17 protein-coding genes and 1 pseudogene are annotated in these 17,984 nt (G+C 62.7%); 5 read left to right on the forward strand and 13 right to left on the reverse strand.

The genetic code is table 11. From position 1 onward, the window contains the following. Positions 1 to 18 precede the first annotated feature (18 nt). Positions 19 to 912, forward strand: coding sequence for a LysR family transcriptional regulator (locus FJV77_RS08270; RefSeq protein ID WP_142866317.1), 894 nt, complete (start codon positions 19 to 21; stop codon positions 910 to 912). Here the strand turns inward: FJV77_RS08270 and FJV77_RS08275 are convergent. From FJV77_RS08275 to FJV77_RS08335, 13 genes and pseudogenes are all read right to left on the reverse strand, one after another. Further along, a pseudogene (locus FJV77_RS08275) lies at positions 901 to 1,171 on the reverse strand (DUF2274 domain-containing protein). The gene FJV77_RS08270 and the pseudogene FJV77_RS08275 sit on opposite strands and share 12 nt — an antisense overlap. After that, positions 1,168 to 2,382: a TrbI/VirB10 family protein gene (locus FJV77_RS08280; RefSeq protein ID WP_142866318.1), complete on the reverse strand. Its 1,215-nt coding sequence runs from the start codon at positions 2,380 to 2,382 to the stop codon at positions 1,168 to 1,170. The pseudogene FJV77_RS08275 and the gene FJV77_RS08280 overlap by 4 nt, the downstream one beginning before the upstream one ends. Further along, a complete protein-coding gene (trbG, locus tag FJV77_RS08285; RefSeq protein WP_142866319.1) occupies positions 2,379 to 3,422 on the reverse strand; it encodes a P-type conjugative transfer protein TrbG in 1,044 nt (347 codons plus the stop codon). Before trbG ends, FJV77_RS08280 begins: the two co-directional genes overlap by 4 nt. A 17-nt stretch (positions 3,423 to 3,439) precedes the next feature. Next, a complete protein-coding gene (trbF, locus tag FJV77_RS08290) occupies positions 3,440 to 4,126 on the reverse strand; it encodes a conjugal transfer protein TrbF (protein WP_142866320.1) in 687 nt (228 codons plus the stop codon). Further along, a complete protein-coding gene (trbL, locus tag FJV77_RS08295; protein WP_142866321.1) occupies positions 4,123 to 5,523 on the reverse strand; it encodes a P-type conjugative transfer protein TrbL in 1,401 nt (466 codons plus the stop codon). The genes trbF and trbL overlap by 4 nt, the downstream gene beginning before the upstream one ends. Then, on the reverse strand, positions 5,520 to 5,828 hold the full coding sequence (gene trbK-alt, locus FJV77_RS08300; RefSeq protein WP_142866322.1) for a putative entry exclusion protein TrbK-alt: 309 nt from the start codon (positions 5,826 to 5,828) through the stop codon (positions 5,520 to 5,522). The genes trbL and trbK-alt overlap by 4 nt, the downstream gene beginning before the upstream one ends. Positions 5,829 to 5,838: 10 nt before the next feature. After that, complete coding sequence (gene trbJ / locus FJV77_RS08305) at positions 5,839 to 6,552, reverse strand: P-type conjugative transfer protein TrbJ (RefSeq protein ID WP_246691188.1); 714 nt, start codon at positions 6,550 to 6,552, stop codon at positions 5,839 to 5,841. A gap of 32 nt (positions 6,553 to 6,584) precedes the next feature. Beyond that, on the reverse strand, positions 6,585 to 9,134 hold the full coding sequence (trbE, locus tag FJV77_RS08310) for a conjugal transfer protein TrbE (protein ID WP_142866324.1): 2,550 nt from the start codon (positions 9,132 to 9,134) through the stop codon (positions 6,585 to 6,587). Positions 9,135 to 9,147: 13 nt separating this feature from the next. Then, positions 9,148 to 9,411 (reverse strand): VirB3 family type IV secretion system protein, encoded by a 264-nt coding sequence (locus FJV77_RS08315; protein ID WP_142866325.1) that lies wholly within the window; start codon positions 9,409 to 9,411, stop codon positions 9,148 to 9,150. Next, positions 9,411 to 9,671, reverse strand: coding sequence for a TrbC/VirB2 family protein (locus FJV77_RS08320; RefSeq protein WP_246691183.1), 261 nt, complete (start codon positions 9,669 to 9,671; stop codon positions 9,411 to 9,413). The genes FJV77_RS08315 and FJV77_RS08320 overlap by 1 nt, the downstream gene beginning before the upstream one ends. Before the next feature lie 86 nt (positions 9,672 to 9,757). Further along, a complete protein-coding gene (gene trbB / locus FJV77_RS08325; protein WP_142866327.1) occupies positions 9,758 to 10,774 on the reverse strand; it encodes a P-type conjugative transfer ATPase TrbB in 1,017 nt (338 codons plus the stop codon). Positions 10,775 to 10,936: 162 nt separating this feature from the next. Next, positions 10,937 to 11,380: a CopG family transcriptional regulator gene (locus FJV77_RS08330; protein WP_142866328.1), complete on the reverse strand. Its 444-nt coding sequence runs from the start codon at positions 11,378 to 11,380 to the stop codon at positions 10,937 to 10,939. Between the two features lie 5 nt (positions 11,381 to 11,385). Further along, positions 11,386 to 13,383, reverse strand: a complete 1,998-nt coding sequence (locus FJV77_RS08335; RefSeq protein WP_142866371.1) for a conjugal transfer protein TraG — start codon at positions 13,381 to 13,383, stop codon at positions 11,386 to 11,388. A 288-nt stretch (positions 13,384 to 13,671) separates the two neighbouring features. On the opposite strand from FJV77_RS08335, the gene FJV77_RS08340 reads away from it, so the two are divergent. The 4 genes from FJV77_RS08340 to nadC all read left to right on the forward strand — a co-directional run bounded on the left by FJV77_RS08340 (position 13,672) and on the right by nadC (position 17,968). Continuing rightward, complete coding sequence (locus FJV77_RS08340) at positions 13,672 to 14,523, forward strand: hypothetical protein (protein ID WP_246691189.1); 852 nt, start codon at positions 13,672 to 13,674, stop codon at positions 14,521 to 14,523. Between the two features lie 66 nt (positions 14,524 to 14,589). Next, entirely contained in the window at positions 14,590 to 15,564 is a 975-nt protein-coding gene (gene nadA, locus FJV77_RS08345; protein ID WP_142866373.1) for a quinolinate synthase NadA, read from the forward strand. Continuing rightward, the gene (locus FJV77_RS08350) at positions 15,561 to 17,102 is read left to right on the forward strand and encodes an L-aspartate oxidase (protein WP_142866329.1); all 1,542 of its coding nucleotides are present in this window, start codon (positions 15,561 to 15,563) and stop codon (positions 17,100 to 17,102) included. Before nadA ends, FJV77_RS08350 begins: the two co-directional genes overlap by 4 nt. After that, a complete protein-coding gene (nadC, locus tag FJV77_RS08355) occupies positions 17,099 to 17,968 on the forward strand; it encodes a carboxylating nicotinate-nucleotide diphosphorylase (RefSeq protein WP_142866330.1) in 870 nt (289 codons plus the stop codon). The genes FJV77_RS08350 and nadC overlap by 4 nt, the downstream gene beginning before the upstream one ends. The last annotated feature ends 16 nt before the right edge of the window (positions 17,969 to 17,984 follow it).

Raw genomic sequence — 17,984 nt, forward strand, 5'->3', positions numbered from 1 at the left:
CCATGTGAGGAAGGCGCAATGCGGCGCTTCGTCCAATTGATCACGCTTCATTGTGCGCTAGTCGTTGCCGAGGTGGGCAGCTTCCTCGGCGCATCCCGGTGTTTGGGTATCCATCATTCAGTGCTAAGCCGACGCATCCGCGAGTTGGAGCACACGCTCAGCATCATCCTGTTCGAACGCCATCCGCATGGTGTCCGGCCAACTCCGGCTGGCGCAGGATTCCTGCGCAATCTTCGCCGGGTGCTGAACGACCTGGACGGAACGCTAGCTATGGTCAAGACTGCGGGGCGAGGAAAAGTCGGCAATCTTTCGATTGGCTTCGACGTCTCCCTGCAGTCTAGAGAGCTTCTTGAAGCAGTCGCCGACTTTGTTCGGGAGGAGCCGGACATCGCCATCCACTTTGTGGAGACGAGGCACGCCGAACTTGCTGCTTACCTGAACGATAGGGCCATCGACCTAGTGATATCGCCGGATCGACTCTGGCATTTCTCCAACGTCAGTCTGCCGCTTTGGGAAAGCCAGATCGTCGTGGCGGTCGCGGCCGATCATCCTCTCGCCGAGAGCGCAGTGATCGAGTGGGCGGAGCTAGAAAGCCACACGATTCTGACAAACATACATTCGGCCGGCGCGATGCCTGTTGCTAGATTGGCAGTCACCGGCCAAGCGCTGTCAATCGTCCATCATGACGTTAGCCAGGGGAGCTTGCTCGGTCTGGTCCGCGAGGGCCTGGGTGTCGCGCTCCTTTTCGAAAGCGCTACCGCACCTACACGCGATGGCATTGCGTTGTCCGAGCTTTCCGATGGCGGCAAGGCGACGAGAATTCAATTCTTCGCCCATTGGCGCCCGAACAATAAAAATCCGGTGCTGGCTGCCTTCATCGAATTTCTGCGGCAACGGCATTCAGCGGCCTGAACATTGCGGCCTGCGTAGACGCGACCCACTCGTCAAGCGTTGCTGGTCATGCCTCGCATGGTTGAACGCCCGGTCCGTCGTCATGAACCACGCCAGCATCGGCGCGATCAGCCTTTGCCGGATCGGCCGCTGTCTGCCCGGTCTCCCGACCGAGCACCTCGGCATAGGCGACAAGATCGCTATGCACGGCGGCCGGCAATCCGATCGTGACCTTGACCGGCCGATCATCGAGAATTGCGGAGAGTTTCAGCTTTGTCATGACGGGTCTTTCGCAGCGCCGTACGGCGCCAGTACAAGGTCGCGGTTCACGATGACACGAACAGGAAAACCCGGCCGGATGGTGAGGGTCGGCTGGACGCTAAGCTGATTGCGCACAACCTGCTGGCCGACATTGCTGAGTGAGTCCTGCGTGCCTTCGAAAATTGCTTTGGCGATGTCGCTCTCGTTGTTGCTGGAACCGAGAGACGTGCCGATCCCAAGCAGGGTCGAGACCGCGGCTGCCCGGAACAACTGACCCCAGTGATGATCGACTTCATCCTCGAGCCCGGAGAATCCTTCGATATCCGCGCCCTGCTGTCGCTCCAGCACGATCGAGGTGCCGTCGGGCATGATGAGGCGGTTCCAGACCAGCAGCACGCGCGACTGGCCGAAAGCGACCTGACTGTCGTACTGGCCAATCAGCCTCCCACCCTGAGGGATCAATAGGTACGATCCTGTTGGGCTGTCGTAGACGTTTTCGGTGACCTGCGCGGTGATCGCACCGGGAAGGTCAGAACGGATTCCGGTGATGAGAGCAGCCGGAATGATCGTACCGGCCTGTACGACGTAGGGCGAGGCCTTTTGCTTGAGGCGATCGGGACTCACCGTCCGGCGATCCGGCTCGGCATCGACGAAGGCCTGCTTGCGATCTTGCATATTTTGAGCGGCACCTGGATCGACCGCCAGCGATCCCATCGGCGAAGCCACGCCAGACATGGTGTCGGCAATGGTATTTCCGGCGCCAGCGCCCTGTCGCGCGGGATTGTCCCGCGAATTGGTTTCAGTGAAGAGCTTTGCGACTCGCGCGGCCTCGATTTCGGCCAGCCGGCGTTGTTCTTCCGGATCGACACGCGGTGTGCGGATGTCCGGTACCTGGATCCGCTGGCCGCGCTCTTGCGCGCGCAGGATCGGTCGTCCGAGATCGCCGGGCAAAGCAGGCCCGAGTTTCGGGACGCCCGAATAGTCCTTCGGCAAGCCCTGCAGTCCGTCGGCGGTGGTCCGGTTTTCGGTGGTAAAGAGTTTGGACGGTTGTTCGTTGCTGCGCCGTCTCGTATCGAGCGCCCAGATCAGTGTGCCGAGGACCGCAACGCTGGCGACGCCGCCAAGGCCGACCAGCACTTTGCGCGACAACCGCGTCACTCGGGCGGGTTCGGGCCGCAACCGCAGTTCCGCCCTGATGTCCGGGTTCGGCGAATTGGCTGACACACTCATCGGAATAGCCCTACGCTACGCTGTGGCTTTCTCCCGTCGGTGCGCACGATCCGGACCCGCCGCTCGCTTGTCTTGTCGCCAAGCCTCAACTCGGCCGCGGCGAACAGCCGGTCGACGACATAGTAGTTTTGCCGGGCGCGGTAATTGACCAATTCGGAGCCACCCGACGGCCCGATGACAAAGAGCGGCGGCATTTCGCCCTGACCTATGCCTGAGGGAAACTCGATGTAGACTTTTGCGCCGTCGTCGAAAGCGCGTAGCGGTCTCCAGGGGGCAGCATCGCCCTCAATGCGATAGCGAAAATTGAGTTTCTGGATGTCGACGCCGGCGGCAACCGGTTGCGCGGCGGAAGCCTGCGCGTTCTGGCGCCGCAGAGCAATCAACTGGTCCTGCGGGTACTGCCAGGATACCGAGGCCATGTAGGTTTTCTCGGTCGAGCGCAGTTCGAGATGATAGGTGCGCCGGTCGCTGTTAATGACGAGGTTGGTCTGGAGATCAGGGCGCGTCGGCTTGACGAGAATGTGGACCTGCAGCCGCTCCCCTGCGCCGCTCTGCGTGTCGCCGATGATCCAGCGCACGGTGTCGCCAGCTGCGACGGGACCGGAACCGACAAGCTGTTCGCCTGGCTGTAGCGCAATGTCTGTGATCTGGCCGGGCGCGGCATAGATCTGGTAGAGCGCGCCTTCGCTCCAGGGGTAAAGCTGGATTGCGTTGATGAAGCCGTCGCGGACGGGCTGCATTCGCGCGGCCTCATTGGCCTGGCTGATCCGCAGCTTCGGATCGGCCGGCTCCGCCTTCGCCTTGCTCCTTTCGACGGACTTCAACTGGCCAGGAAGCGGAAGGAGTTTGGGGAGCTCAACCACTTTCACTGGACCGGGCGGATCGACCTTCTGCACCGCGGGCGCGGCATTGTCGTAGTTGATTTCAGGTGGAATGTATTTTTTCGAAGCGCAGCCGACGAGCGCTGTCGCCGATAGGAGTGCGGCGGCAAGCACATGCGCCGTCGTCATGTTGCGCGCAGTCTGTTTCGTCGTCTTCATTGTTCGTGCCGCACCCATCATGAAAGCTCCTTCGACCAGTTGATGGCATTGACGTAGACACCGAGCGGATTTGCTTTCAGCCGGTCGGCATCGCGGGGTTGTTGAATGACGATGGTGAGGATGGCGGTCCAGCGCTCGGTGACGGCCAGGCTACCGTTTTCGTAGCGGCGCTCGGTCCAGGCGACGCGGAACGAATCTGGCGAGGCACGGATGACGCTCGAGACATCGATCGCGATCTGGATCTTGCCTACCTTGGCAAAAGGATCGTTCAGGCGAGCGTAGTCGTTCAGCGAGACGGCACCGCGGTCGGTCGTATAGTCATAGGCCCGCAGCCAGTTCTGGCGGACGATGACCGGATCGTCGGAAATGCTTCTCACCTGTTCGAGGAAGCGGGCGAGATGCCATGCGATCTGCGGGTCGGTCGGCCTGAAATCGGCGTCGGCCGAAGCGACCACCTGCGCCTCGCCGAACTTGTCGACTTGAACGACCCAGGGAACCACGGAACCTCTGGTAGACTGCCAGACCAGAGCCGTTGCGAAACCGCCGGCAAGCACGAGGGATCCGAAGGCCATCAGCCGCCAGTTTTTCGCCTGGACGCGGGCCGAGCCGATGCGTTCATCCCAGGCTTGGGCGGCGCGCTGGTACGGCGTCTCCGGCTGGGGTGTATTGCCGTATCGAACGGAAGGTCGTTTGAAGGGGTTCATCGGCGATCGTCCTGATTGAGGGAGACATTCATCGAGCCGCCGCCGTGATCGCCGGAGCGGACGGAATGCGCGGCCGTGCTCGCGCCGTGGCTCAAGGTCTGGCCGCGCTTCATCCGGTTGGCCCATTCAGGCGGCGAGCTGGCAGTGGGGCTGGATGACGACGCGGAGGGCGGGCTCGCAAAGGAGGAACCGTTTGCGGCTTGGCCCATGCCGCCGGCCGGCGATTGTCCGCCGGTAGCGCTCCATGCGGCGGAGCGACCGGATTGATTTCTGCCGGACAGCGCCGACGCAGCCCGCGACATGGCTTGCGTGATGGGCTGAACGGCGGCGCCTGCTCCGGCCCGAGCAATGCCGCCGAAACCGGCGGCGACAGCGCCCGCACCGGTTTGCCCGGAGGTCGCGGCCGCAAGCCCATAGGCGGTCGACGTACTTCCCGCCAGATGCGCACCACCACGCGCGGCAGCGGCCGACATGCGGCCTGCGGCACCAATAGCACTTGCCGCACCGCTCAACCCGGCACGCGCGCCCATGTAGCCGGCAGCGCCAAGGCCGGCGGCAGCCAGGCCGGTCCCGACAGCGGCACCCGCGCCCAGTTGCGGGGCGCCCGAGACAAGACCAGTAGCGATGCCCGGACCGAAGATCGAGAGCCCCATCAGCGACAGGGCGCCGAGCACCAGCGAGAGCGCATCGGTGATTGTGGGCTGTTCCGCGCCGAACCCTTGCGTGAATTCGCCGAAGAGGCCCGAACCGATGCCCACGATGACTGCAAGGACAAGGATCTTCACGCCCGAAGCAACGATGTTGCCGAGCACTTTCTCGGCGAGGAAGGCGGTCCGATTGAACAATGCGAATGGGATCAGCACGAAGCCGGCAAGCGTCGTCAGCTTGAACTCAATCAGCGTGACGAAGATCTGCACGGCCAAGATGAAGAAGGCGATCAGCACGATCGCCCAGGCAATCATCAGAACAGCGATCTGGACGAAATTCTCGAAGAATGAGACGTAGCCCATCAGTTGGCTGGCTGCCTCGAGGATGGGGTTGCCGGCGTCGATGCCGACCTGAGCGACGCGACCTGGCTGCAGGAGTGCGGACCCTGAAAGCGAAGAGCCTCCGGCTTTCAGGCCGAGCCCGGAAAAGCTCTCGAAGACGATGCCGGCCAGCCGATTGAAATTGCCGATGATGAAGGCGAAGAAGCCGATATAGAGCGTCTTCTTCACCAGCCGGTGCAGCACGTCCTCGTCCACCCCCCAGGCCCAGAACAGGCCGGCGAGCGTGATATCGATGACGATCAGCGTGGAGGTGAGAAAGGCCACCTCACTGCCGAGCAGGCCGAAACCGGAATCGATGTAGCGGGTGAAGGTTTCGAGAAAGCGGTCGATGACGCCGGTATCGTTCATGGCGACACCGATTGATCTGTCGCCGGACCGAAACGCCCCGGCGGCGGCATGGCCGGAGTATCGGTGCCGAAGAAGCGGCGGCGGTTTTCTGCCCACGCCTCGCGACACGTCGGATCGTTGGCGGCCGCCATGCCGATGTTTCGGCATCGCGCCACTTCCAGTGTTGCCGGCTCGCCGCCCGGATGTGCGGAGCGGGGGGAGGACGCGTCGCGTGAGCCGTTGCCGCGCAACGCCATGAAGGTGGCGGCCATGGCTGCGCAAAGGGCAAGAACGACTGTCATCCGGGCGGCGATCTTGAGATTCATTTGGAAAGGCTCAGTTGTGGAACATGCGAACGGAGGATGGGCTGTAGCTGCTGCCCGCCATGAAGCGCCTGAACTGCTCTTGCGCCTGTTCCTGTGCTGCGGCTTTGCGGGCCTGCTCCAACGCAGCGGCCCGCCCTTGCGCGGCCATCATCGCGGTGAGGTCGGAGACCTGCCTTGCCTGGACGGCGAGCAGCTGGTTGCCGGCTTGTGTCGCCTGCAGGATGCCGACCGCGGATTGGCTGGCGTCGACCGCCGCACTTGTTTGCTCCCGCGTCCCCTCGATGTTATCGACGGCGACTGCTCCAGCTTTCAACGAGTGCTCGAACGAGGAAACCGAGGTCTGCCAACGCTCACGCGCGCCATCGACGAGCTGCTGACTGGAAAGGTCCGACCCGAAATTCTCGTAGGTCGACTTGAACTGGCTGTCGATGTCTTGGACGCTGTAGGCAAGCTTGTCGGCCTCGCCGAGCAGGGTCTTCATTTCAGAGAAATTGCTCTCGATCTGGCCAAGGAGCGAAGTCGGAAGCGAGGTGAGGTTTTTCGCCTGGTTGATCAACATCTGCGCTTCGTTCTGAAGCGACGTGATCTGGTTTTGGATCTGCTCCAGCGCGCGAGCGGCCTGCAGCAGGTTCTGGCTGTAATTGGTGGGATCGAACACAATGAGCGCCGATGCCGGCGCGGATGACAGAGCGATCGTGACAGCGATGACACCGGTCACCGCCATCTGACGAAGACGATAACTGTTGCGTGCGGAATTCATGACGGAACCTCCTTTGCGGATTGGTCGATGATATTGGTGAGCGCGGGAACGAGGTCGGCCGCCCAGGGGAGACCACGATCGGCAACCCAGGCTTCGAGAAAGTGCTCTCGGCCGGCCTCAGCGATGATCCGTTCGATCGCTGCCTGGTCGGCCTTCGACGACGCGGCGCACAGCGCGAACGCGATTGGACCGAGGCCGAGCTCGAACAGCCGATTGCCGCGCCGTGACTGGCAGTAGTAGTCGCTCTTCGGCGTCGCGCGGGCGACGATCTCGATCTGACGATCATTCAGGCCGAAGCGGCGGTAGATGTCAGTGATCTGAGGCTCTATGGCGCGCTCGTTCGGCAGGAACAGCCGCGTCGGGCAACTCTCAACAATGGCCGGCGCAATTGTACTGCCGTCGATGTCCGAGAGTGACTGCGTGGCGAAGATGACGGAAGCGTTCTTCTTGCGAAGGGTTTTGAGCCATTCGCGCAGCTGATCGGCAAAGCCGCCATCGTCGAGCGCAAGCCACCCCTCATCGATGATGAGCAGGGTCGGCCGTCCGTCCATCCGCTGTTCGATGCGATGGAAGAGATAGGCAAGCACGGCCTGCGCGGCACCTGTGCCGATCAGGCCTTCGGTCTCAAAAGCCTGAACGGATGCTTCGCCGAGACGTTCATGCTCGGCGTCGAGCAGCCGGCCATAGGGACCACCGACACAGTAAGGCCGCAGCGCCTGCTTCAGCTGCGAGGATTGCAACAGCACCGACAGGCCAGTGAGGGTTCGCTCCTGAACCGGCGCGGAGGCCAGCGAAGTGAGCGCCGACCAGAGATGTTCCTTGACATCCGGCGTGACGGGCACGCCTTCGCGCAGAAGAATGTCGACGAGCCAGTCGGCTGCCCAGGCCCGTTCGGGCGTGCGATGGATGCCGGCCAGAGGCTGCAGCGAAACGGCGTCGATGTCGCCTGTCAGATCCGCCAGGGTGAGCAGAGCAAGCGGATCATCCGGACCCTGCCCGCTCGAGGGGCTGCCACCGAGATTGTGCCAGTCACCGCCCATGGCGAGTACGGCCGCGCGGATCGAGCCGCCGAAATCGAAGGCAAAGATCTGGTTGTTTTCATAGCGCCGGAACTGGAGCGCCATCAGCGCCAGCAGCACGGACTTGCCGGCGCCGGTCGGGCCAATCACGAGCGTATGTCCGACGTCACCAACGTGGAGGCTGAAGCGGAATGGCGTCGCACCTTCCGTCCTGGCGAAGAACAGCGGCGGTGCGCCAAAATGCTCGTCCATTGCCGGCCCTGCCCAGACGGCGGACAGCGGGATCATGTGGGCGAGATTCAGCGTCGACAGCGGCGGCTGACGAACATTCGCATAGACGTGCCCGGGAATGCTCCCAAGCCAAGCCTCGACAGCGTTGACGCCTTCGACGATGCAGGTGAAGTCGCGGGACTGAATGATCTTTTCCACCTGCCGCAACTTCTCGTCGGCGAATGATGGATCGGCGTCCCATACCGTCACCGTTGCGGTGACATAGGCTTCACCGATCTGGTCGGAGCCGAGATCCTGAAGGGCGGCGTCGGCATCGGCGGCCTTGTTGGCGGCGTCCGTGTCGACAAGGACGGACGCCTCGTTGGTCATCACCTCCTTGAGGATTGCCGCGATCGATTTGCGTTTGGCGAACCACTGGCGGCGGATCTTCGTCAGCAGGCGGGTGGCGTCAGTCTTGTCGAGCATGATCGCCCGCGTCGACCAGCGGTAGGGGAACGCAAGACGGTTCAGTTCATCCAGGATCCCGGGAAAGGTCGTCGTCGGGAACCCGACAATGGTGAGCATGCGCAGATGGAACTCGCCGAGACGCGGTTCCAGCCCGCCGGCGAGCGGCTGATCGACCAGCAGCGCATCGAGATGCATCGGCGTCTCGGGAACACGAACGCCATGGCGCTTGGTCGAGATCGTCGAGTGCAGGTAGGTCAGCGTCTCCGCGTCATCGAGCCAGTCGACTTCGGGAACGAAACCCTCGACCAGATTGAGGACGCGGTCCGTACGATCGACGAAACCCTTCAATAGCTCCCACTGATCGACGCCGCTCTTTTCCCGACCTTCATAAAGCCAGCTCTCCATCCGAGATGCTTCCTCGGCCGGCGGCAGCCAGACGAAGGTCAGAAAATAGCTGCTCTCGAAGAGATTTTCGCGCCGCTGACGATCGCCCCACAGTGCCGATCCCTGGTCGGCCTCGCCCTCGAACTGTTCACGACGCTCGAGATCCACCAACGCCGAGGCGCTGTCGGGGAAAAGACCTTCCGGATAGTGTTGCGCTGGCAGTCGAACGGCTTCGACGAAGATCGCCCAGCCGGAGCCGAGACGACGCAGCGCATTGTTCAGGCGCGCTGTCGTGCCCACCAGTTCGGCCGGCGTTGCGCTGTCGAGATCGGGGCCGCGGAAACGGGCGGTTCGCTGGAGCGAGCCGTCCTTGTTGAGGATTACTCCGGGCGCCACCAGTGCCGCCCAGGGCAGATAGTCACTGAGGCCGGCGCTCTTCTTGCGATATTCGGCGAGATTCATCATGGGGCAAAGCCTCTCAGCAGCCGAAATGCGCGGGGTAGCGAAGGTGCCGACGCACCACGTCGACGAATTGCGCATCGCGCTTCGCCGCCAGGACCGCTGCGAAATGACCGATCGCCCAGATCACGATGCCGGCGAGCCAGAGCCGCAGGCCAAGCCCGATCGCGCCGGCCAAAGTTCCATTGGCGATGGCGACCGCACGCGGCGCGCCGCCCAGCAGGATCGGTTCGGTAAGCGCGCGATGGACCGGCGCGAAGAAGCCGCGGATTTCGTCCTCCATCAGATCAGCGCCCCGCCGCCGAACGAGAAGAACGACAGGAAGAACGAACTTGCCGCGAAGGCGATCGACAGGCCGAAGACGATCTGGATCAACCGGCGAAAGCCGCCCGAGGTGTCACCGAAGGCGAGCGACAGACCCGTGACGATGATGATGATCACCGCCACGATCTTCGCGACAGGCCCCTCGACCGATTCAAGGATTTGTTGAAGCGGCTCCTCCCACGGCATGGAGGATCCGGCCGCCTGAGCAGGCAAAGTCATGATGGCTCCAACGGCGGCGGTCGCAGCCGGAAGCGGGAGGATCGCACCAAGCCTACGGATCGACGATGAGGTAAAGGGGATCGGAATCATTCTGAGGCTCCATGGAGGACTGGGGGATTCATGCTTGGGTTGGTCGCGAGCTTGGCCTCGAGCGTCCGGTAGTCGCCGGTGGCGGGATCGAGACCGTCGACGAGCGCGATCTCAACAAGACGGCGTGCCGAGCCACGGCCGGCGAGTACAGCGACAAGCTGGATGGTTTCGGCGATCAGCGCACGGGGAACCGTGACAACGGCTTCCTGAACGAGCTGTTCAAGTCGGCGCAACGCCCCAAGACCAGTGCTCGCATGGATCGTGCCGATGCCGCCGGGATGGCCAGTGCCCCATGCCTTCAAGAGATCAAGGGCTTCCGCGCCGCGCACCTCGCCAATCGGGATGCGATCAGGGCGGAGCCGCAGGGACGACTTCACCAGATCGGCGAGCGAGGCGACGCCGTCTTTTGTGCGTAGCGCCACCAGATTGGGCGCGGCGCACTGCAGCTCGCGCGTGTCCTCGATCAGCACGACGCGATCGCTTGTCTTGGCGACCTCCGCCAGCAGCGCATTGACGAGCGTGGTTTTGCCGGTCGATGTACCGCCGGCGACCAGCACATTTTTACGCCGTTCGACGGCAAGCCGCAGCACATCGGCTTGGGCTTTCGCCATGGTGCCGGCAGCGACGTAATCCTGAAGAGTGAACACCGCGACGGCAGGTTTGCGGATGGCGAAGGTGGGTGCCGAAACGATCGGTGGCAACAAGCCCTCGAACCGTTCCCCAGTCTCCGGCAATTCGGCAGAGACACGCGGCGAACCAGGATGAACTTCCGCGCCGACATGATGCGCGACCAGACGGACGATGCGCTCGCCATCGGCCGGGATCAGGATTTCATCGGTAGCGGACAGTCCTTCCTTCAGCTGATCGACCCACAGCCGCCCGTCCGGGTTCAACATCACTTCGACAATCAAGGGATCTTCGAGATATCGGGCAATGGCTGGCCCAAGCGCGGTGCGCAGCATGCGCGCGCCGCGCGAGACCGCTTCCCTGCTGGCATGATGACTGGTTGCCACGATGATCCCCATTCCTCGCGGCGAATTGGTTCGCGCCGCTGACGGGGACGATTAGAAGAGGCAGGAGTAAGTGCCTTGCAACAAGTAAAACAGGCTGTAGTGCATCGACGCGAAGCGACTTGCGAAATGCGGTGCGGTAATCGCGGCGGTTGCCTGCGCGACCTATCTCGTGGACGACTCATCCGCATCGGCCGGCGTTGCCGGCAAGACATCCTCGGAGATCTCCTGCCGCAGCCTTGGTCCCTTGCTCAGCCTGCGGCCGAGCGCATCGACAAAGCTGTCGTAGCGCTGCAGGCCTTTCGCTCGGGCTTCGGGGAGAGCGGATTCGGGCAATGCCGGCGTTGACGTGAGCCAGAACCGCACGAACAGGGCAAGTGTCTCGATCGAGATGCCCACATCACGCTCAACGCGCTGTATGCGCCGGTCTATGAGGTCCAACCGTCTTATGATCGCCGCCTCTTTGCGCTCCTCGGCGTCCGGCGAAAGGAAAGAGGCGATGGCGGCCTCGGCAATCAAAGACAGCGACACGTCGCGCTTTGCAGCATAGTCAGCAAGCGCGTTCATCGTGCCTGTATCAAGATAGGCTGAGAGACGCCGCTTCTTCATGGCACTCAAAGCTCGATGCCATCATTGGGATCGAGTGCGGCCTGTCGCGCAGTTCGCCGCATCGCCTGATCGACGGAACGGCGACGGACGGCATCATCGTCGGACTCGTCTCGGTCCAAGTCGAACTCGTCGTCGCGCGTAGGAATTCGCTCCGGGGCAATGTCCTCATGCTCGGGCAGTTCGGGCTGGCGGCGGATGCCTCCGTTGTCGGGGTCGCTGTCTTGCTGCGAATCCGCGGCGGGCTTTGGTGCAATCAACGCATCGGACGCAGCGACAGCCGACAACTCGTTCCAATCATCGGGGCGAGATGCTTCCTCGGTGCTGCCAGGCTTTGGTGGCGGGAGGACACGTTCGGCAAGGCGTGGGTCGGCGAAGTAGCGCGCCTTCTTGGCACGGATTGGGAATAGGCCCGAAACCATAACGATGGCATCGGTTGGCGGGAGTTGCATGATCTCGCCTGGCGTCATCAGAGCGCGGGCCGTTTCCTGTCGCGAGACCATCAGATGCCCGAGCCAGGGTGAGAGACGATGTCCGGCGTAGTTCTTCATCGCCCGCATTTCGGTCGCGGTGCCGAGAGAATCCGACACGCGCTTCGCCGTTCGCTCGTCGTTGGTCGCGAAACTCACGCGCACATGACAGTTGTCGAGAATGGAGTTGTTCGGCCCATAGGCTTTTTCGATCTGATTGAGCGACTGGGCAATGAGAAAGCTCTTGATGCCATAGCCCGCCATGAAGGCGAGCGCAGACTCGAAGAAATCAAGCCGGCCGAGTGCCGGGAACTCATCGAGCATCATCAGTAGGCGCTGTAGACGCCCCTTCGCATGAAGATCTTCCGTAAGCCTGCGGCCGATCTGGTTCAGCACCAGTCGGATCAGCGGCTTTGTGCGGCTGATGTCCGATGGCGGCACGACAAGATAGAGTGTGGTCGGGCGTGCATTCTCAACCAGATCGGCGATGCGCCATTCGCAATGCGATGTCACCTTGGCCACAACAGGGTCGCGGTAGAGGCCCAGAAAACTCATTGCTGTCGACAAAACACCTGATCGCTCGTTTTCGCTTTTGTTGAGCAGTTCTCGCGCGGCCGATGCCACGACGGGGTGGGGACCGGCGTCGCCCAGGTGCTTCGACAGCATCATGGTGCGCAACGTTGTTTCTATCGGCCGCTGCGGATCGGACAGGAAATTGGCAACGCCGGCTAGCGTCTTGTCCTTCTCTGCATAGAGCACGTGCAGAATGGCACCGACCAAGAGAGCATGGCTGGTCTTCTCCCAGTGGTTCCTTCGCTCAAGCGACCCCTCGGGATCAACCAGCACGTCGGCGACGTTCTGGACATCGCGCACTTCCCATTCACCTCGACGCACTTCCAGAAGCGGATTGTAGGCGGCCGACCGAGCATTGGTCGGATCGAACAGAAGCACGCGGCCGAATCGCGCTCGCCAGCCCGCAGTCAGCTCCCAGTTTTCTCCTTTGATGTCGTGAACTATCGCGCTTCCGGGCCAGGTCAGCAGCGACGGCACGACAAGGCCCACGCCCTTGCCGCTCCTCGTGGGGGCGAAGCACAAAACATGCTCTGGACCGTCATGGCGAAGATAGTCCCGGTCGAGCTTGCCTAGAACCACGCCATCCGGATTGAGCAGGCCTTCAGTCTCGATTTCCTTCCGCGCCGCCCAGCGTGCCGATCCATAGGTTGCGGCATACTTGGCCTCCCTTGCCCGCCAGACGGACATCCCGACAGCGACGGCAGCCGCGATGAAGCCGCCACTGGCCGCTATCATGGCGCCCTCGATGAAAACCTGGGGCGCATAAGCGTCATAGGAGAACCACCACCAGAAGAATGCCGGCGGCGGATATATAGGTTGGCCGAAAGGCTTGAACCAAGGCGATCCGAGCTGCGCCTGAAAGCCGAGTTGCCAAGCCGTCCACTGTGTCGCAATCCATGTGGTCGCAAGCACGATTGTGAAAACGACGAGGATCTGCCCCCACAATATTCTGGTCGCCGGCATCATTATTCTCGATTCAAAAATCGGGAACGAATAAACAATGTCCGAAGAGGGCTTGCGCAATAGCAAAGGCATCGTCGTGGCGGCTCGTCATGTCGAGACGTGAAAAGACTTGTCGTCTGCGTAGTGAAGTCCTGACTGCAGGTGTTTGATGGCAGGACGGCATCGCGAGGTGTGAATGGAACGGGAGACATTTTGAAACCGCCCGCAAAAGCCGAACTGCGTCGTCATTCCATCGCTGCGGAACTGATTGCGGTGCTAGTCGCAGCGACCAATGGTCAGCCCCGCGTCATGACCATCGACAGCGGCAACGCCCTGCCCTCCGGTCCATTCGAGCTTGGACACCGTTCACTGCAATCCGGTCTCCGGGACTGGGTGGAACAACAGACGCGGCATCCCCTAGGCTACATCGAACAGCTCTACACGTTCGCTGATCGCGACCGGGCTGGCGATGACGCTCACCGGGTGATTTCGATCAGCTACCTTGCCTTGGCTCGCGAGGGACAAGCAGAGAGCGCCGATAAAGCGACTTGGCGCAACTGGTACGACTATTTTCCCTGGGAAGATCATCGCGACGGCACTCCGCCTGCATTGCCGGAGATAATCGTCCCGCAGTTGAATACTTGGGCGAAAGCCGCCGACAACACCTTGATACGCAGTGAGCGCCAGCAGCGAACAGCGGTCGCCTTCGGTCTCGATGGCCACAGTTGGAACGAAGAGCTGGTGCTGCAACGCTACGAACTGCTTTATGAGGCGGCGCTTGTCGAGGAGGCGCATCGCGGCCGGGTCAAAAACCCGACGCCGTCAGTTTTCGGCCCGGCAATGGCGGCAGATCACCGCCGCATCCTGGCCACCGGCATCGCTAGGCTGCGCGCCAAGATCAAATATCGTCCCGTCGTCTTCGAACTGATGCCACCAACGTTCACGTTGCTTCAGCTGCAGCGCAGCGTCGAGGCGCTGGCCGGCCGGCTCGTGCACAAGCCAAATTTCCGTCGGCTCGTCGAGCAGCAAGAGTTGGTCGAAGAGACGGGAGCGATGACCGCCGACATGCGCGGGCGCCCCGCCAAACTCTTTCGCTTCCGCCATGACGTTCTCGCCGAGCGAGCGGTTGCCGGGACGAAATTACCAGTTTCGCGTGCTTGACTCTCTTTATACTCCATATAAGTATATGTGATATATATACTCATTTGGAGCATATCTCCTATGACTATGGCGCACGAACCGTCTCGAAGCTCCGCACTCTACGATCGTGTGCGACGCGTCATTCCGGCCATCGAGTGGCCGGCCTTCGCCGACGATGTCGACGCTATCCTCGAACTGAAGCAGCAGCGAAACGCCGTGATCCTGGCGCATAATTATCAGACGCCGGAAATCTTCCACTGTGTCGCCGACATCGTCGGCGACAGCCTGGCGCTTGCCCGCAAGGCGATGTCCACCGAAGCGGACGTCATCGTGCTGGCCGGCGTGCACTTCATGGCAGAGACGGCAAAGCTGCTCAATCCGCTAAAGACCGTGCTCATACCCGACTTGCGAGCTGGGTGTTCGCTGGCGGACTCGGTCACCGCCGACGACATCCGCCTGCTGCGGCGGCGCTACCCCGGCGTGCCGGTCGTCACCTATGTCAACACGTCGGCGCAGGTGAAGGCCGTCTCCGACATATGCTGCACCTCGGGCAACGCCAAGGCGATCGTCGAATCCTTTGGGGTTCCTCGCGTGATCATGCTGCCGGACGAATATCTGGCGCAGAACATCGCCGCCCAGACGGACGTAGAGATCATCGCCTGGAAAGGCCATTGCGAGGTGCATGAGCGCTTCACGCCCGCCGACATCCGCCAGTTGCGCGAGGATCATCCCGGTGTGACAGTCCTGGCGCATCCCGAATGTCCGCCCGAAGTGGTGGCCGAGGCCGATTTCTCCGGCTCGACCGCGGCCATGTCCAATTATGTCGGGCGACAAAAACCGCCACGCGTTGTGCTGATGACCGAGTGCTCGATGAGCGACAATGTCGCGGTCGAGCATCCCGAAGTCGAGTTCATTCGCCCCTGCAATCTCTGCCCGCACATGAAGCGGATAACGCTCGCCAACATCCGCTCGGCGCTCGAGCAGAACCAGCATGTGGTGACCATCGATGCCGATACCGCCGGGCCAGCGCGGCTGGCCGTCGAGCGGATGCTGGCCGTATGAGCATCGACGTGCGCGATCTCGGCGGCCGGCCGGTCATCATCGGCGGCGGCATAGCCGGGCTGGTGACGGCGCTGCATCTGGCGCCCGAGCCGGTGCTTCTCCTGTCGCGGTCGCCGCTTGGCGCTGAGGCTTCCAGCGCGTGGGCGCAAGGCGGGCTTGCCGCCAGCCTGGGCGACGATGATGATCCGGCCCTGCATGTTTCCGACACGCTGGCCGCCGGTGACGGGCTTTGCGATGCGGAAGCCGCAAGGCGCATCCTCTACGCGGCGCCCGTCGCGATCGAGGATCTGGCGCGGCTTGGGGTTCGCTTCGATCGGACAGCCGAAGGCGATCTTCGTCTCGGACTGGAAGCCGCCCACAGCCGCCGGCGCATCGTTCATGCCGGAGGTGACGGCAGCGGACGGGAGGTCATGCGCGCGCTTGTCGCCGCTGTGCGGTCCACTCCGACAATAGCAGTCTTCGAAGGCCATGAAGCGCGCCGGCTGGCAGTGGAGGATGGCAGGATGACCGGCGTGCTGGCGCGTTCTTCGACAGGTCCGGTGTTTTTCGCCACGGCACGGGTCGTTCTCGCCACTGGCGGAATCGGCGGGTTGTTCAACGATACGACAAATCCGCTGGGCAGTTGCGGACGGGGCCTGGCACTTGCGGCGCGCGCCGGCGCAACCCTGGCCGACCTCGAGTTCATCCAGTTCCACCCGACCGCGCTTGACGGACCGGGCCGTCCGATGCCGTTGATCAGCGAGGCGGTTCGCGGCGAAGGCGCAAAAATCGTCGACGAGACGGGGTGGCGTTTTCTCGACGGCGTGCCGGGTGCGGAGCTCGCGCCGCGCGACATCGTCGCCCGTGCCATCTGGAGACATCTTGCGCAGGGCCACCGCGTCTTCCTCGACGTGCGCGAAAAGCCGGGCGCGACATTTGCGCAGCATTTTTCGACGATTACGGCGGCCTGTCGCAACGCCGGCATTGATCCAACGCGTGACCTCATTCCCATCCGGCCGGCCCAGCACTATCACATGGGTGGTGTCGCCGTGGACCCTACCGGTCGCACTTCGGTTCCAGGACTCTGGGCTTGCGGAGAAGTCGCCTCGACGGGACTGCACGGCGCCAACCGGCTGGCCAGCAACTCGCTGACTGAGGCCGTCGTCTGCGCGCGCTGGGTGGCCGAGAGCGTGGCCGGCGCAACTGAAAGCTTCGGAAAGACTGCGGCGGCGACCGACCAGCCCGCGTCCGATCCACGACCCGTCCGCCCTCTCCTGTCACGTGCCCTCGGCGTCACCCGGGATGGCGAAGGGCTGCAAGAGGCTGCACGTGCGTTGCTGCCGCTGGCACAAAGGCATGGCGCGGCGTCTGATCCCGCTCTTGTCGGACTGATGATCACGATTGCCGCCTTGCGGCGCCGGGAAAGCCGTGGTGCTCATTTTCGTACGGATTTTCCACACCATGCGACCGTCGCTCGACGCTCCGAAATCACCCTTGATGCGGCCTTGGCAGCAGCGCGGGAACTTGCACACACGCCAGCGCTGGAAAGCGTCCCATGACGAACCTCTCGCCACCTCCCGCAATCATGCTCGAGCCGTTGGTACGGGCAGTTCTTCTCGAAGACCTCGGCAGGGCCGGCGACCTGACCACTGATGCCATCGTGCCGAAAGACCGTCATGCGACGACCGTGCTTTCAGCGCGCCAGGCCGGCACTGTCGCCGGGCTCGACCTGGCAATGCTGGCGTTCCGGCTCATCGACCAGGATGTCGAGATGACAGTGCACCGCGCGGATGGCAGCGAAGTGGCGCAAGGCGAGGTCATTGCCTCGGTCAGCGGTCCGGCGCGATCCATCCTCACGGCGGAACGCACGGCGCTCAATTTTCTCTGTCACCTGAGCGGCATAGCCACGGCCACGGCATCGGTCGTCGCGGCGATCCACGGCCACAACGCCAAAATCGTGTGCACGCGCAAGACGACGCCTGGCTTGCGGGCCGTCGAGAAATACGCAGTGCGCGCCGGTGGCGGCTGCAATCACCGCTTCGGCCTCGACGACGCGATCCTGATCAAGGACAACCACATTGCCATCGCCGGTGGAATCCGCCCGGCCATCGAGCGGGCGCGCGTCAGCGCCGGCCATCTCGTCAAGATCGAAGTCGAAGTCGACACGCTGGCTCAGCTGGATGAAGCCCTGCCCCTCGCCCCCGATGCTGTCCTGCTCGACAACATGTCGGTCGAGCAATTGCGCCAGGCGGTGGCGATGGTTGCCGGCCGGGCGATCACCGAGGCGTCCGGCAGGATTACAGCCGCGACGGCGCCCGCGATTGCCGCGACCGGTGTCGACATGATTTCCATCGGCTGGTTGACTCACAGCGCACCAATCCTCGATATCGGCCTCGACTACCGTGAACTTGATCGTCCGGTCTGACCAAGGGCAGCGCACT

The organism is Mesorhizobium sp. WSM4306, from assembly GCF_007003975.1.
GTDB lineage: Bacteria > Pseudomonadota > Alphaproteobacteria > Rhizobiales > Rhizobiaceae > Mesorhizobium.